Genomic DNA, 14,629 nt, shown 5'->3' with positions numbered 1-14,629 from the left:
CCGCCCCGGTCCTCGCCCCGCGCGCAGGACCCGGCCGCCGCAAGGAACCCGGCCGCCCGGCCCGCGTACCCAGCCGGAGGCAAAGCCGTGCCCGCGCACGTTCCCGACAGTGACCCCAGCACCACGTCCAGCACCACTGCCATTACACGCACCCCCACGCCCCCCAACACCGACACCAGCACCAGCACCAGCACCCCTCACACCCGTGACCTCGCCGACGACCCCCTCGCCCGCGAACGCGCTCACCTCGCCGCCTCGCGTTCCGCGCTCCGCGCCATGCGCGAGGACGTCGAGAACCTCGACATCAGAGACGTCACCGCGAACTGGGTGAACGCCGCCGTCCTCACCGCCCAGATCGACGACCGCATCAAGGCCCTCGCGGACCTCTCCCACACTCCCCTCTTCTTCGGCCGCCTCGACTACCTGCACACGGTCGGCGCCGATCTCACCGAGGGTTCCGCCGGGGAGAACTTCTACATCGGCCGCCGACACGTGCACGACGCCCACGGCGACCCCATGGTCATCGACTGGCGCGCCCCCGTCTCGCAGCCCTTCTACCGCGCCTCCCGCAAGGACCCGCAGGACGTCGGGCTGCGTCGACGCTTCGGTTACACGGGCGGCGAGCTCACCGCGTACGAGGACGAGCACCTCACCGACGCCACCGAGAACGAGCAGACCAGCAAGCTCCTCCAGGCGGAGATCGAGCGCCCCCGCGTCGGCCCGATGCGGGACATCGTCGCCACGATCCAGCCCGAACAGGACGAGATCGTACGGTCGGGACTCGCCGGCTCGGTCTGCGTGCAGGGCGGTCCCGGCACCGGAAAGACCGCCGTCGGCCTGCACCGGGTTGCGTACCTCCTCTACGCGCACCGCGAGCGCCTGGCCCGCACCGGCACCCTCGTCATCGGCCCGAACAGGTCGTTCCTCCACTACATCGAGCAGGTCCTCCCCGCCCTGGGCGAGTGGGAAGTGAAGCAGGCGACGGTGGACGACCTCGTCACCAGCGGGGCGGGCGCGGGCATCGAGATCCGCACCACCGAAGAGCCCGCCGCCACGTCGGTGATCAAGGGTGACGCGCGGATGGCCGAGGTGCTGCGCCGTGCGGTCCGGGCGCACGTGACCATGCCGACCGAACCGGTGGTCGTCGTGCGCGGATCCCGCCGCTGGCGTGTTCCCGCGTACGAACTGGAGGAGATCGTCCGTGAGTTGCTGACCCGCGACATCCGTTACGGTGCGGCCCGCGAGGCCCTGCCGCGCCGCATCGCCCACCAGATCCTCGTACGGATGGAGGAGGCGGGCGAGGCCCCCGACGACCGCGTGCAGGACACGGTCGCCCGCAATCCGGCCGTGAAGCAGGCGGTCAAGGCGATCTGGCCGCCGGTCGACCCGGCGAAGCTGGTCCTACGCCTGATCTCCGACGCCGGGTTCCTCGCCGCGCACGCGGACGGCATCCTCACCGAGAACGAGCAGCGCGCGCTCCTGCACCCCAGGCCCGCCCGCTCCCCGAAGTCCGCGAAGTGGTCGGCGGCCGACGCCGTACTCATCGACGAGGCCCGCGACCTGGTGGAGCGCACGCATTCGCTCGGCCACGTCGTGCTCGACGAGGCGCAGGACCTGTCCCCCATGCAGTACCGGGCGGTGGGCCGCCGGTGCTCGACCGGATCGGCGACAGTCCTCGGGGACCTCGCACAGGGCACCACGCCGTGGGCGACGGGGAGTTGGGACGAGGCGCTCAGGCACCTCGGCAAGCCGGACGCGATCGTCGAGGAACTCACGGCCGGCTTCCGCGTCCCGCGCGACGTCATCGCGTACGCGTCACGGCTCCTCCCGCTCATGTCCCCGGGCCTCACGCCGGTCTCCTCCGTACGCGAGAGCGCCGGCGCGATGTCCGTTCAATTCGTGCCGTCCGAGGCGGACTTGGACGCGGCGGTGGTGGCCGCCTGCGCGGAGGCCCTCACCCACGAGGGCTCGATCGGCCTGATCGCCGCCGACGCCCGCATCCCGGCCCTCGCGAAGGCGCTGGAGGCAGCGGGCCACTCCTGGCTCTCCCCCGGCGAGGAGACCACCGCCGCGTCCCGCCTGACCCTCGTACCGGCCTCCCTCGCCAAGGGCCTCGAATACGACTACGTGGTCCTCGACGAACCGGCGGCCGTCGTCAGCGCTGAACCGGACGAACGGACGGGGCTGCGCCGGCTGTACGTGGCCCTGACCCGAGCGGTCTCGGGCCTGGCCGTACGCCACGCGCTTCCCCTGCCGGAGGCGCTGCGGGACTGAGACCCGTCACGCACTCGCCCGGCCGGAGACGCTGCGGGGCCGAGGCCGCCTGTCATGCTCCGCTTCCGGAGGCACTGACGGACGGAGGCCGCGCCCGCCACGCCCTCCCCTGCCCGAGGCGCTGAGGGGCCGGGGGGGCGAGGGACCGGGGGGGGCGGAGGGGCCGGGGGGCCGAGGCGGACGCCCGTCTGCGGCCCCGCTCCTCCCCCGGCCCTCTGGCCCCCGGCTCCCCCCGCCCACCCCGGCCCCCCGGCCGGCGGCTTCAGCAGGGGGAGGGGCGCCCGCCCCGGGCCGGGCGTCACCTCAGGCGTCCAGCACCCGTCGCCACTCCCCCACGGCCTCGGCAGACACCGGCTCCGCCCAGCCGCCCGGCCGGGCCGCGCCACCGATGTGGAACGCGTTGATCCCCGCGGCCCTCAGCTGCGGCAGGTGGTCCAGGCGCAGTCCGCCGCCCACCAGGATCTGCGCCCCGTACCCGGGCTCGCCCGCCCGGCCGGCCTCCTTCAGCAGCGTCGGCAGGCCCGCGTCGACACCCTCCGCCGAACCCGCCGTCAGGTACGTGTCGAGTCCCGGGAGGTCCGCCAGCTGCTTGCGCGCCGCGTCCCGGTCGTCCGCCCGGTCGATCGCCCGGTGGAACGTCCACCGGCATCCCTCCAGCTCCGCGGCGAGCCGTTCCATCGCGACCAGGTCCGCGTTGCCGTCCTCGTCGAGGAATCCGAGGACGAACTCCTCGGCGCCTTCCGCGCGCAGCCCCCGCGCGTTCTCGGCCAGCGCGTCCACGTCGCCCGCCGCGAATCCGTCCGCGGCCCGCAGCATCACGCGCAGCGGGATGTCCACGGCGGCTCGGATCGCGGCGAAGGTCTCGCGGGGCGGGGTGAGCCCGTCCGCAGCGATGTCCGTGACCAGTTCGAGCCGGTCGGCCCCTCCGGCCTGCGCCGCGACCGCGTCCTCGGCACTGAGGGCGATCACCTCCAGGACTGCACGCTCACTCATGGGGTTCCGCTTCCTTCGCCATCATCGGTCGACACGGTCACGAACAGACATAGGTCTAGTCCAATCCCCAGACTAGAGGCCCCAACCGGGCCGCGCACCTTCCGTGCACGCGTTTCCCGTTCATCCTTCTCCGTCACTCATACCCCCGGGGGGCACAGGGGCTCCGCTTGCCTCACATGGGGGAGGGGGGTATACAGGAACTCAGCGCAATAATACCCCCCAGGGGTAAGCGGCAGGAGGGAGAGTCGGCCCCACCCACTCGCGCGCACAGCTCACGGCACGCACCGCTCACCACACCTCGCACCCCAGAGGAGTCACCATGACCGTCCGGACACCGGCGCCCAAGCCGTCATCGGCAGCCGCATCCGCGTCCCCCGCCCACGTCGAACTCGACATCGGCGGCATGACCTGTGCCTCCTGCGCCGCCCGCATCGAGAAGAAGCTGAATCGGATGGCCGGCGTCCAGGCGACGGTCAACTACGCCACCGAGAAGGCGAAGATCACGTACGACGGCGAGGACACCCAGGTCGGCGATCTGATCGCCACCGTGGAGAAGACCGGCTACACGGCGCTGCAACCCCTCCCCCAGGAACCCCCGCCCGAATCCGGTACGACGGACGACGGCGCGGGAGCGGACCGGGAGGAACCCGACCCCGCCCTCGTCTCCCTCCGCCAACGCCTGATCACCGCCACCGTCCTCGCCGTCCCCGTGATCGCGATGTCGATGGTCCCGGCGCTCCAGTTCCCGAACTGGCAGTGGCTGGCGCTCACCCTCACCGCGCCCGTCGTGACGTACGCCGGCTGGCCCTTCCACCGCGCCGCGTTCACCAACGCCCGGCACGGCGCGGCGACGATGGACACGCTGATCTCGGTCGGCACCTCGGCCGCGTTCCTCTGGTCGCTGTGGGCGCTCTTCCTCGGCACGGCGGGGATGCCCGGGATGACACACCCCTTCGAGCTGACGATCGCCCGAAGCGACGGTGCCGGGAACATCTACCTGGAGGCGGCTGCCGGGGTGACCGCCTTCGTCCTGGCCGGCCGCTACTTCGAGGCCCGCTCGAAGCGCAAGGCGGGCGCGGCCCTCAAGGCGCTCCTCCAGCTCGGCGCGAAGAACGTCACCGTCCTCCGCGACGGCACCGAAGTCACCGTACCGACGGCCCAGTTGCAGGCCGGGGACCGCTTCCTGGTCCGCCCCGGCGAGAAGATCGCCACGGACGGCACGGTCGTCGAGGGCACGTCGGCCGTCGACGCGTCCATGCTGACCGGGGAGTCCGTACCCGTCGAGGTCGGCGTGGGCGACAGCGTCACCGGCGCCACCCTCAACGCGGGCGGTCGGCTCGTCGTCGAGGCCACCCGGGTCGGCTCGGACACCCAGCTCGCCCGGATGGCACGCCTCGTGGCCGACGCGCAGAACGGCAAGGCCGCCGCCCAGCGCCTCGCCGACCGGATCTCCGCGGTCTTCGTACCGGTCGTCATCGCCCTGGCACTGGGCACGCTCGGCTTCTGGCTCGCCGCCGGGGCCGGCGCGACCGCCTCCTTCACCGCCGCGGTGGCCGTCCTGATCATCGCCTGCCCCTGCGCCCTGGGCCTTGCCACCCCGACCGCCCTCATGGTCGGCACGGGGCGCGGCGCGCAGCTCGGCATCCTGATCAAGGGACCCGAGGTACTGGAGACCACCCGGAAGGTCGACACGATCGTCCTCGACAAGACCGGCACCGTCACCACCGGGCGCATGACCCTGCTCGACGTGCACGTCGCGGACAACGCCGACGAGATCGAGGTACTGCGTCTGGCCGGCGCGTTGGAGAACGCGTCCGAGCACCCGATCGCTCGGGCGGTCGCGGCCGGCGCCGTCGAGCGGACCGGTGGCACCCTCCCCACCCCCGAGGACTTCGCCAACGTCCCCGGGCTCGGCGTCCAGGGGGTCGTCGACGGCCACGCGGTCCTCGTCGGCCGTACGCGCCTGCTCGCCGACTGGTCGATCCCTCTCCCCGCCGCCCTGGAACGCGGGGAGGCGGACGCCGAGGCGGCCGGCCGTACCGCCATCGCCGTCGCCTGGGACGGCGAGGCCCGCGCGGTCCTCACGGTCGCCGACGCGGTCAAGGACACCAGCGCCGAAGCGGTCGCCCGGCTCAGGGCGCTCGGCCTCACCCCGATCCTCCTGACCGGCGACAACAGGGCGGTCGCGGAGGCGGTCGCCGCCGAGGTCGGCATCGACGAGGTGATCGCCGAGGTCATGCCCGAGGACAAGGTGGCCACCGTCAAGTCCCTGCAAGCCGCCGGACGTTCGGTGGCCATGGTCGGGGACGGCGTCAACGACGCCGCCGCCCTCGCCCAGGCCGACCTGGGGCTGGCGATGGGGACGGGCACGGACGCGGCGATCGAGGCGGGCGACCTGACGCTCGTACGGGGAGACCTGCGGGCCGCGGCGGACGCGATCCGCCTCTCCCGCCGCACCCTCCGTACGATCAAGTCGAACCTGTTCTGGGCGTTCGCCTACAACGTCGCCGCACTCCCGCTCGCCGCACTGGGCCTCCTCAACCCGATGATCGCGGGCGCCGCGATGGCCTTCTCGTCGGTGTTCGTGGTCGGCAACAGTCTCCGGCTGCGCGGCTTCAAGGCGGCCTGACCGCGGGCACGCGGGCTCGCGGCCTGACCGCGGGCAAGCGGCCCGACCGCGGGAAGGCCGTCCGGGCCCGTACGGCCGCTGGGCCACCCGGGGCCCCGCCGCTGGCGGGCCGTCCGGGCCGTCCGCGCCCTGTCGCTACCGGGCGACCCCGGGCCCCGCTCCCGTGCGGCCACCGCGTGGGAGCGACCCTCGGCCCCGGAGCGGCCCGCACGGCCACCCCCGCCCACGTCTGCCGCTCCGGGACGTAGACCGGACCCGGCTCGCCCCGGACCCGGCTCGCCCCGGACCCGGCCCGCCTCGTAGCCCAGCCACTCCCTGTCGCGGGAGCACACGTGCGGCGCCCTACCGGCACTCCGAGGTCAGGAGGCCAAGACCGGCCCCCGGCCCACCCCGCACCCCGCACCCCAAGGACAAGACCCGACCCCGACCACCCCGCCGCACGCCGCCACTCCGCCGCCCCCTGTCGCGGAGCACCCGTGCGGCGCCCTCCCGGCACACTGTGGGCATGACGAATACGCACGACGCGGAGGACCTGCACCGCCGGTGGGCCGAAACCGTGACGGCTGCCCGGCACGGGCACACCGCGGACCCCGCCCCCTACGCGGCCAACCTCCTCGCCCGCTGGTCGGAGCCCCGGCGTCACTACCACACCCTCGCCCACCTCTCCTCCGTCCTCGGCCATCTCGACACCCTCGCCGACCACGCCGCCGACCCGGAGCTGGTGCGTCTCGCCGCCTGGTTCCACGACGCCGTGTACCACCCGGAGCGCGACAACAACGAGGACCGCTCCGCCCGCCTCGCCGAGCGCGCCCTCCCCGAGCTGGGCCTCTCCTCCGCCGCCACCGCCGAGGTCGCCCGCCTGGTCCGGCTCACCGCCACTCACGACCCGGACCCCGAGGACACCAACGGCGAGGCCCTCTGCGACGCGGACCTGGCGATCCTCGCCGCGCCCCCGGAGGCGTACGCCGCCTACGCCTCCGCCGTGCGCACCGAGTACGCCTTCGTGCCGGACCCCGACTTCCGTCAGGGTCGCGCCGCCGTCCTCACCCAACTCCTCGCGCTGCCACGCCTGTTCCGCACCCCGTACGGCACCGGGCAGTGGGAGGACGCGGCCCGCCACAACCTCTCCACGGAGCTGATGCTGCTCTCCCCGTGAGCCGTCGCGAGGGCTCGGGCGGCGGGCCGACGGCTGCCCACCCGGCCCCCGACAGTCCCACGACCTGCCCACCCGGCCCCCGACAACCCGACGGCCTCCCCACCCGCCCCCGACAACCCCACGACCTGCCCACCCGCCCCCCGGCAGCGCCGGGCACCACCGAAGCCGTCCCGGGCCCCGGAACGCGGGTCCCTAGTGATGCCACGGCAGCACGACCGGCGCCCCCTCCGGCACCCGCCCCGCCACCAGATCCGCCACCAGGCCCGCGAGCCCCAGGGGGTACACGGTTTCCGCGGTGGCCCCGAGCTCCTCCGCCGACCACCACCGATGACCGGCGTGGTGGTCCCGCTCCTCCCCGACCAGCCCGCGCACGTCCACCTCGTACGCGGACGATTCCACCCGGCACCGGAAGTACACGTCCCGGAACTCCCCGGCGGCCCACCCCAGGTCGGCGTACCCGGAGGTCTCCGCCACGGCCCCGCCGAGCGTCCGCTCGTCCAACCGCAGCCCGGCCTCTTCCCACAGCTCCCGTACGGCCGCCGCCGCAAGCGTCTCCCCGGCCTCCACACCCCCACCGGGCACACACCACCCGTACCCGGTCCCGCCCCCGAACTTCCGGAACCGGAACAGCAGCACCCGTCCCCTCTCGTCGATGACCAACACCCGCGCGGACTCCCGGCGCGGCGCCTCTCGCTTCTCTCCCATCCCCGCAGCCTAGGCACTCCCCCGCCCGCCCGGCCCGCCCCGTCGCGCAGGGCCCCGCTACCGCCGGTCCCGTACGAAGGTCGCCACCATCTCCGCCAGCCGCCCCGCCGTCTCCACATCGCAGCGGCCCAGGTCGATGAGCGGGGCGGGTACCTCGCGTGCGCAGGAGGCGGGGTCGAGGGTGACGGAGGGGAGGTTCAGGCCAGCCGAGTCGAGCGCCGCGCGGAGGGCGCGGATCGTTTCTTCGGCGGCGGGGATGGGGGGCTGTGCACTAGTCATGATCCATACCTCTACCGTTCGTACCGCGCTTATGCGCCGACGGAGTGGAAAGCATTCTCAAGTGGACGAATTCGGTGGGCGGCGGGCGCGGGAATGGCCGGGTCGGACGGCTTGTTGAACGCTGTTATGCCACCCTCCGATCACGAGCGCCCCACGCGCCCGCCGCGCGACCGCGCCCGCATGCCCCTTGCCGTCTACATGCTCGGCCTCGCCGTCTTCGCCCTCGGCACGAGCGAATTCATGCTGTCGGGGCTGCTGCCGCCGATCGCACGCGACATGGACGTGTCCATTCCGCAGGCGGGGCTGCTGATATCCGCCTTCGCGGTCGGCATGGTGGTGGGTGCTCCGCTGCTCGCGGTGGCGACACTGCGGCTGCCGCGACGGACGACGCTGATCGCGCTGATCACCGTGTTCGGGCTGGGACAGGTGGCGGGGGCGCTCGCCCCCTCGTACGAGCTGCTCTTCGCGTCGCGCGTCGTGAGCGCGTTCGCGTGTGCGGGGTTCTGGGCGGTGGGGGCGGCGGTCGCCATCGCGATGGTGCCCGTGACGTCCCGGGCACGGGCGATGGCGGTGATGATCGGCGGGCTGAGCATCGCGAACGTGCTCGGTGTCCCGGCCGGAGCGTTCCTCGGCGAGAGCCTGGGGTGGCGTTCGGCGTTCTGGGCCGTGGGCGCGGCCTCCGCGGTGGCGCTGGTCGGTGTCGTGACCCTGATCCCCCGTATCCCGCTGCCCGACGAGAAGCCGCAACTGCGGCGCGAGCTGGGCATCTACCGGGACCGGCAGGTGCTGATCAGCATCGCGATCACGGCGCTGGCCGCCGGCGGTGTCTTCTGCGCCTTCAGTTACCTGTCCCCGTTGCTGACCGAGGTCGCCGGGCTGGACTCGTCGTGGGTGCCGTGGGTGCTGGGGCTGTTCGGGTTCGGGGCGCTGGTCGGTACGACGGTGGGCGGGATGGTCGCGGACGCGCGGCCGTTCGGCGTGCTGATCGGCGGGATCTGCGCCTCGACGGTGCTGCTGGTGGCGCTGGCCCTGTTCGGCGGTACGGCGGCGGTCGCGGTCGCACTCTCCTTCGCCCTCGGCTTCTCCGCGTTCTTCACGGCACCGGCGCTGAACGCACGGATGTTCAACGTGGCGGGTGCCGCGCCGACGCTGGCGGGGGCGACGACGACCGCCGCCTTCAACATCGGCAACACGGGTGGCCCCTGGCTCGGCGGCACGGTCATCGACGCGGGCTGGGGCTTCTCCGCCACCGCGTGGGCGGGCGCGAGCATGACCGTGGTCGCGGTGGGATGCGTGCTGGTGGCCCTGCGGTGGCAACGCGGCGCGGGCCCGCAGTCGCGGGTGATCGCGACGGGCGCACCGACGGCACGAGAGGCCGACTCCGTACGGAAGTAAGTACGGGCGGGGTGGGGACGCGGGCGGCCCCCATCTGACATGGTGCGCGCGCCATGGCCCGGTGACACGAGCAAGTCGGACGTTTCCCGGAGTACCCCGCCCGCACCCGCCCCGCGCGAGGGCCGTCACCCGGCTCGCGCGCAGGCCGTCACCCACCCCGCGCGGGACCGCCACCCGCCCGGCGCGAGGGCCGTCACCCGCCTCGCGCGGACCGTCACCCGCCCGTGTAGCCGTGCTTGCGGCGGCGCAGGCCCGCCGCCGTGATCCGGCGGACCAGTTCCTTGCTGCCGATCTCCACCGCGCCCGCCGCCACCGCGTCGGCGTACCGCGTCTGGGGGACGTCGTAATGGTCACGCTCGAAGGCGCGCGGCGGGCAGCCGATGCGGGCGGCGAAGGCGTGCAGCTCGTCGTGCGAGACGTCGCTGACCAGGTGCGACCAGAGGCGGCCGTGGCCGGGCCAGGTGGGCGGGTCGATGTAGACGGTCATGCGGGCGTGCGCCTTCCGGGGTGGGTCGTCATGCGGGCGGCAGCTTTCCGACCGGGGACACGGCGACGACGGCCTTCGTGCAGACCCAGTGCGGGTCGGGGCCGAGTTCGGGTTCGACTTCGAGGGCGTGCGGGTCGCCGTCGTGGCAGACGGAGCACAGCGGCCAGCGGCCGTACTTCTCCAGGAGGGCGTCCTGTACGTCCTGGGCTACGAGGCCCGCCACGTACGAGGCGCCCTCGGGCCACTGCTCGACCCACCAGCGCCGGTGCACGATCGCGTCCTCGACGATCGACACGATGCCGGGGTCCGCGACGTCGCGGGCGGTCAGGTCGGCCATGACCTGGGCGCGGGCGGTGTGCAGAGCCTGTTCGAGGGGGTCCATGAGGCCATTGTCGCGCGGCGGACGGCGCGGCAGCGCGGCCGGCCGAAGTCCCCGTCCGCCTCGGGACCTCCGAACCATTGACTCACCCCCGGACTGAAAATATCTTTCAGTGGTGAGTGATTCAGTGAAGGAAAGTTCCAGCGGTTCGGCCGCAGCGCCGCCCCCGTCCACGGTCCAGGCCGCCCCGGACGTGCGCCCCGCCCCGGCCAACGTCCCTGTCGGTGCCACGGCCACCCCCACGCCCGCCCCCGCGCCTGCCGCCCTCGCCGCGAAGGTGCGTACCCTCGCCCCCTCCATGACCCGCTCGATGCAGCGCGTCGCGGAGACCGTCGCCGGCGACCCGGCGGGCTGTGCCGCGCTCACCGTCACGGGGCTGGCCGAGCTGACCGGAACCAGCGAGGCGACCGTGGTCCGGACCTCCCGGCTCCTCGGGTATCCGGGGTACCGGGACCTCCGTCTCGCTCTCGCCGGGCTCGCCGCCCACCAGCAGTCGGGGCGCGCGCCCGCCGTCACCGCCGACATAGCCGTGGACGATCCGATCGCGGACGTCGTGGCGAAGCTCGCACAGGACGAGCAGCAGACCCTCGCCGACACCGCGGCCGGTCTGGACACCGCCCAGCTCGGTGCGGCCGTCGCCGCCCTGGCCGCCGCCCGCCGCATCGACGTCTACGGGGTCGGCGCGTCGTCCCTGGTCGGCGCCGACCTCGCGCAGAAGCTCCTGCGCATCGGCCTGATCGCGCACTCGCACACCGACCCGCACCTCGCCGTCACCAACGCCGTCCAGCTCCGCGCTGGCGACGTGGCCGTCGCCGTCACGCACTCCGGGTCGACCGCCGACGCCATCGAACCCCTCCGCGTCGCCTTCGAGCACGGCGCGACGACGATCGCGATCACCGGCCGCCCCAAGAGCCCCGTCACCCAGTACGCCGACCTCGTCCTCACCACCTCCACCGCCCGCGAGAGCGAGCTGCGGCCCGCCGCGATGTCCAGCCGTACGAGTCAACTCCTCGTCGTGGACTGCCTGTTCGTGGGCGTCGCCCAGCGCACGTACGACACGGCGGGCCCCGCGCTGGCCGCCTCGTACGAGGCACTCGCCCACCGCCACGACCCCCGCACCGCCCGGTAAGGAACCCCGCCATGACCAGTACCGCGCCCTACGGCGAACTCCGCGCCCAGCTGGAGACCCTCACCACCGAGGCGTTCCGCCCCGAACTCGCCGAGATCGACCGGTTGTCCACGGCCGAGCTGGCCGCCCTGATGAACAGCGAGGACGCGACCGTTCCGACGGCCGTGGCAGCTCGGCTCCCGCAGATCGCCGCCGCGATCGACTCCGTCGCGGAACGGATGGCGCGGGGAGGCAGGCTGATCTACGCCGGTGCCGGTACGGCGGGACGCCTCGGCGTGCTCGACGCCTCCGAGTGCCCGCCCACCTTCAACACCGACCCGAGCGAGGTCGTCGGACTGATCGCTGGGGGCCCGTCCGCCATGGTCGAGGCGGTGGAGGGGGCCGAGGACAGCAAGGAGCTGGCGGCAGCCGACCTCGACGGGCTGAAGCTGACCGCCGAGGACAGCGTCGTCGGCGTCTCCGCCTCCGGCCGTACCCCGTACGCCATCGGCGCCGTCGAGCACGCCCGTACGGCGGGAGCCCTCACCGTCGGGCTGTCCTGCAACGCGGGCAGCGCCCTCGCGGCGGCCGCCGAGCACGGCATCGAGGTCGTCGTCGGCCCCGAACTCCTCACCGGCTCCACCCGGTTGAAGTCCGGAACGGCACAGAAACTCGTCCTCAACATGATCTCGACGCTCGTCATGATCCGGCTCGGCAAGACGTACGGAAACCTGATGGTCGACGTCCGCGCGTCCAACGAGAAGCTGCGCGCCCGCTCGCGCCGCATCGTCTCCCTCGCCACCGGAGCCGACGACGCCGAGATCGAAACCGCGCTCACCGCCGCCGACGGGGAGGTCAAGAACGCCATCCTGATCATCCTCGGCGGCGTCGACGGCACCACCGCCACGACCCTGCTCGACGACGCGCACGGTCACCTCCGCGCGGCGCTCCGTTCCGCCGCGGACGCCGGCTCCTCCCGCTAGCCCCCCTGTTCAGCGCCACCCGCACAGCAAGGCACTCCACCATGGCTGACCCCAAGAACCGCGCCACCGCCGCCGCGATCCTTCCGCTCGTCGGCGGCGCGGACAACGTCACCTCGGTCGTCCACTGCATGACCCGCCTCCGGCTGGGCCTGCGCGACCGTGCACTCGTCGACGACGAGGCGCTCAAGGCGCTGCCGTCCGTGATGGGCGTCGTCGAGGACGACACGTACCAGATCGTGCTGGGACCCGGCACGGTCGCCCGCGTCACCCCCGAGTTCGAGGCGTTGGTGGCGGAGGAACGTACGGACACCTCCGCGCCCGGCCCCGGAGAGAACGGGGAGGGTGCCGCGCCGATGCCCGCGCCGAGCCCCGAGCGCGTTCTCACCGCCGAGGAGTTGGCGTCCCAGGGGGCGGCGCTGAAGGCCGCACGGAAGGCGAAGAACGCCACCCCGTTCAAGCTGTTCCTGCGCCGCATCGCGAACATCTTCGTCCCGCTGATCCCCGCCCTCATCGGCTGCGGCATCATCGCGGGCCTCAACGGGCTGCTGATCAACCTGGGGTGGCTGCCCGCCGTCACCCCCGCGCTCGCCGCCATCGCCTCCGGCTTCATGGCGCTGATCGCCGTCTTCGTCGGCTTCAACACGGCGAAGGAGTTCGGCGGTACGCCGATCCTGGGCGGGGCGGTGGCCGCGATCATCGTCTTCCCGGGCGTCGCGAAGGTCGACGCGTTCGGCAACACGCTCTCCCCCGGCCAGGGCGGGGTCCTCGGCGCCCTGGCCGCGGCCGTCCTCGCCGTGCACGTCGAGAAGTGGTGCAGGAAGTCGGTGCCGGAGTCGCTCGACGTGCTGGTCACGCCCACGCTCACCGTGCTCCTCTCCGGACTGGTGACGATCTTCGGCCTGATGTTCGTCGCCGGTGAGGTCTCCACCGCCATCGGCACCGGGGCGGACTGGCTGCTGACCCACACCGGCGCCTTCGCGGGCCTCGTCCTCGGCGGCCTCTTCCTCCCGCTGGTCATGCTCGGCCTGCACCAGGCCCTCATCCCCATCCACACCACCCTCATCGAGCAGCAGGGCTTCACCGTCCTGCTGCCGATCCTGGCGATGGCGGGCGCGGGCCAGGTCGGCTGCGCGGCGGCGGTCTACCTCCGTCTCCGGCACAACCACTCGATCCGCGGCACCATCAAGTCCGCTCTGCCGGCCGGCATTCTGGGCGTCGGCGAGCCGCTCATCTACGGTGTCTCGCTCCCCCTCGGCCGGCCCTTCGTCACGGCGTGCGCGGGTGGCGCGGCCGGCGGGGCGTTCGTCGGGCTGTTCTCGATGCTGGGCGACAAGGTGGGCTCGACGGCCATCGGCCCGTCGGGCTGGGCCCTGTTCCCGCTCCTCCAGGGCAACCACGGCCTGGGCACGACGATCGCGGTCTACGCGGGCGGCCTGCTCGTCGGCTACCTGGTGGGCTTCGCCGCGACGTACTACTTCGGCTTCACGCAGACGATGCTGGCGGAGCTGAACACACCGGCGGCAGAAGCGGCGGCCGACCCCGAGAAGCCGAGGGAGCCGGTCGCCGTCTAGTCCGTACGTTGAGGAAACGAGAGCGGTGCTCCTGTCCGGGAGCACCGCTCTCCTTGTGCGTCAGCGCGGAAAGCGCGCAGTGTCCAACTCTGTGCCGAACGGCTCGGGCAGCTTCAGCGTCTCGCCGAACGGCATCCTGTCCATGTGCTTGTACGCACCGTTCTGAGGCTCCGTGAACAGGGTGCTGGTCGGCCCGTGCTGGTCGAAACGGTCGATCAGCAGGTAGGCGGGAACGGGCGCGTGGGCGTACGCCCACAGCTTCATGGTCCGGTCGTCACGGGCGTTGCCGCGCGAGGTGATCTCCACGACGAGGAGGGCTTCGGCGGCGTCGACGGGGTCCTTTTCCTCGGCCTCCACCAGCTCGCGCGAGAACACGACGAGGTCAGGAACGTAGAGCCTGTCCAGCGGGGCAATGTGCACGCCCAGTGTCTGGTAGACCTCCAGGTCTTCGGAGAGACGACTGAGGAGGGCACGGTGCACCGCTGCGGCAATGCTGTTGTGATGCCTGTTCGGCGGCGGTACCAGGACGATCTGCCCCTCATCGATCTCGGCGCGCCATCCGTCGGGAATGTCCAGCACACGCCATGTCTCCAGCAGGTAGTCCCACGGCCCCTCCGAAGACACCTCGTGGTGCTCGACCATCGCTGCAGTCATTGCGAGTCCCTTCTTC

Annotated in this window: 13 protein-coding genes; 7 read left to right on the top strand and 6 right to left on the bottom strand. The window is 72.9% G+C overall.

Translation table 11 applies throughout. The annotated features are described in order from the left end of the window. Window positions 1-87 precede the first annotated feature (87 nt). Window positions 88-2,274 carry a HelD family protein gene (locus ACQPZG_RS19265; protein WP_433546968.1) on the top strand — a complete coding sequence of 729 codons (2,187 nt, stop codon included), beginning with the start codon at window positions 88-90 and terminating at the stop codon, window positions 2,272-2,274. Between the two features lie 303 nt (window positions 2,275-2,577). Here ACQPZG_RS19265 and ACQPZG_RS19260 read toward each other — a convergent pair whose 3' ends face one another. After that, complete coding sequence (locus ACQPZG_RS19260; RefSeq protein ID WP_433546967.1) at window positions 2,578-3,267, bottom strand: copper homeostasis protein CutC; 690 nt, start codon at window positions 3,265-3,267, stop codon at window positions 2,578-2,580. Window positions 3,268-3,586: 319 nt separating this feature from the next. On the opposite strand from ACQPZG_RS19260, the gene ACQPZG_RS19255 reads away from it, so the two are divergent. Together ACQPZG_RS19255 and ACQPZG_RS19250 are read left to right on the top strand one after the other, a co-directional pair. Next, window positions 3,587-5,896: a heavy metal translocating P-type ATPase gene (locus ACQPZG_RS19255; protein WP_433546966.1), complete on the top strand. Its 2,310-nt coding sequence runs from the start codon at window positions 3,587-3,589 to the stop codon at window positions 5,894-5,896. Window positions 5,897-6,401: 505 nt separating this feature from the next. Then, on the top strand, window positions 6,402-7,052 hold the full coding sequence (locus tag ACQPZG_RS19250; protein ID WP_433546965.1) for an HD domain-containing protein: 651 nt from the start codon (window positions 6,402-6,404) through the stop codon (window positions 7,050-7,052). 192 nt (window positions 7,053-7,244) lie between these two features. On the opposite strand, the gene ACQPZG_RS19245 is transcribed toward ACQPZG_RS19250, so the two are convergent. Beyond that, window positions 7,245-7,757 (bottom strand): NUDIX hydrolase, encoded by a 513-nt coding sequence (locus ACQPZG_RS19245; protein WP_433546964.1) that lies wholly within the window; start codon window positions 7,755-7,757, stop codon window positions 7,245-7,247. Window positions 7,758-7,814: 57 nt separating this feature from the next. After that, window positions 7,815-8,036: a hypothetical protein gene (locus tag ACQPZG_RS19240; protein WP_433546963.1), complete on the bottom strand. Its 222-nt coding sequence runs from the start codon at window positions 8,034-8,036 to the stop codon at window positions 7,815-7,817. Window positions 8,037-8,216: 180 nt separating this feature from the next. Here ACQPZG_RS19240 and ACQPZG_RS19235 point away from each other — a divergent pair, with 180 nt between their 5' ends. Next, on the top strand, window positions 8,217-9,431 hold the full coding sequence (locus ACQPZG_RS19235; RefSeq protein ID WP_433546962.1) for a Cmx/CmrA family chloramphenicol efflux MFS transporter: 1,215 nt from the start codon (window positions 8,217-8,219) through the stop codon (window positions 9,429-9,431). 214 nt (window positions 9,432-9,645) lie between these two features. Here the strand turns inward: ACQPZG_RS19235 and ACQPZG_RS19230 are convergent, their stop codons facing one another. Next, on the bottom strand, window positions 9,646-9,918 hold the full coding sequence (locus ACQPZG_RS19230) for a DUF4031 domain-containing protein (protein ID WP_433546961.1): 273 nt from the start codon (window positions 9,916-9,918) through the stop codon (window positions 9,646-9,648). Between the two features lie 28 nt (window positions 9,919-9,946). After that, window positions 9,947-10,300: a hypothetical protein gene (locus ACQPZG_RS19225; protein WP_433546960.1), complete on the bottom strand. Its 354-nt coding sequence runs from the start codon at window positions 10,298-10,300 to the stop codon at window positions 9,947-9,949. A 190-nt stretch (window positions 10,301-10,490) separates the two neighbouring features. Between ACQPZG_RS19225 and ACQPZG_RS19220 the strand changes: the two genes are divergently transcribed. The 3 genes from ACQPZG_RS19220 to ACQPZG_RS19210 are packed head-to-tail and all read left to right on the top strand — an operon-like array spanning window position 10,491 to window position 13,959. Then, on the top strand, window positions 10,491-11,426 hold the full coding sequence (locus tag ACQPZG_RS19220; protein ID WP_433549467.1) for a MurR/RpiR family transcriptional regulator: 936 nt from the start codon (window positions 10,491-10,493) through the stop codon (window positions 11,424-11,426). Window positions 11,427-11,437: 11 nt separating this feature from the next. Next, window positions 11,438-12,388, top strand: coding sequence for an N-acetylmuramic acid 6-phosphate etherase (murQ, locus tag ACQPZG_RS19215; protein WP_433546959.1), 951 nt, complete (start codon window positions 11,438-11,440; stop codon window positions 12,386-12,388). 41 nt (window positions 12,389-12,429) lie between these two features. Beyond that, window positions 12,430-13,959 (top strand): PTS transporter subunit EIIC, encoded by a 1,530-nt coding sequence (locus ACQPZG_RS19210; protein ID WP_433546958.1) that lies wholly within the window; start codon window positions 12,430-12,432, stop codon window positions 13,957-13,959. A gap of 60 nt (window positions 13,960-14,019) precedes the next feature. On the opposite strand, the gene ACQPZG_RS19205 is transcribed toward ACQPZG_RS19210, so the two are convergent. Further along, window positions 14,020-14,613 carry a Uma2 family endonuclease gene (locus ACQPZG_RS19205; RefSeq protein ID WP_433546957.1) on the bottom strand — a complete coding sequence of 198 codons (594 nt, stop codon included), beginning with the start codon at window positions 14,611-14,613 and terminating at the stop codon, window positions 14,020-14,022. Between the last annotated feature and the right edge of the window lie 16 nt (window positions 14,614-14,629).

Source organism: Streptomyces sp. CA-294286, assembly GCF_050947155.1.
GTDB lineage: Bacteria > Actinomycetota > Actinomycetes > Streptomycetales > Streptomycetaceae > Streptomyces.
The sequence above is the reverse complement of the archived record's forward strand: the minus strand, read 5'-3'. Positions and strand labels throughout refer to the sequence as shown.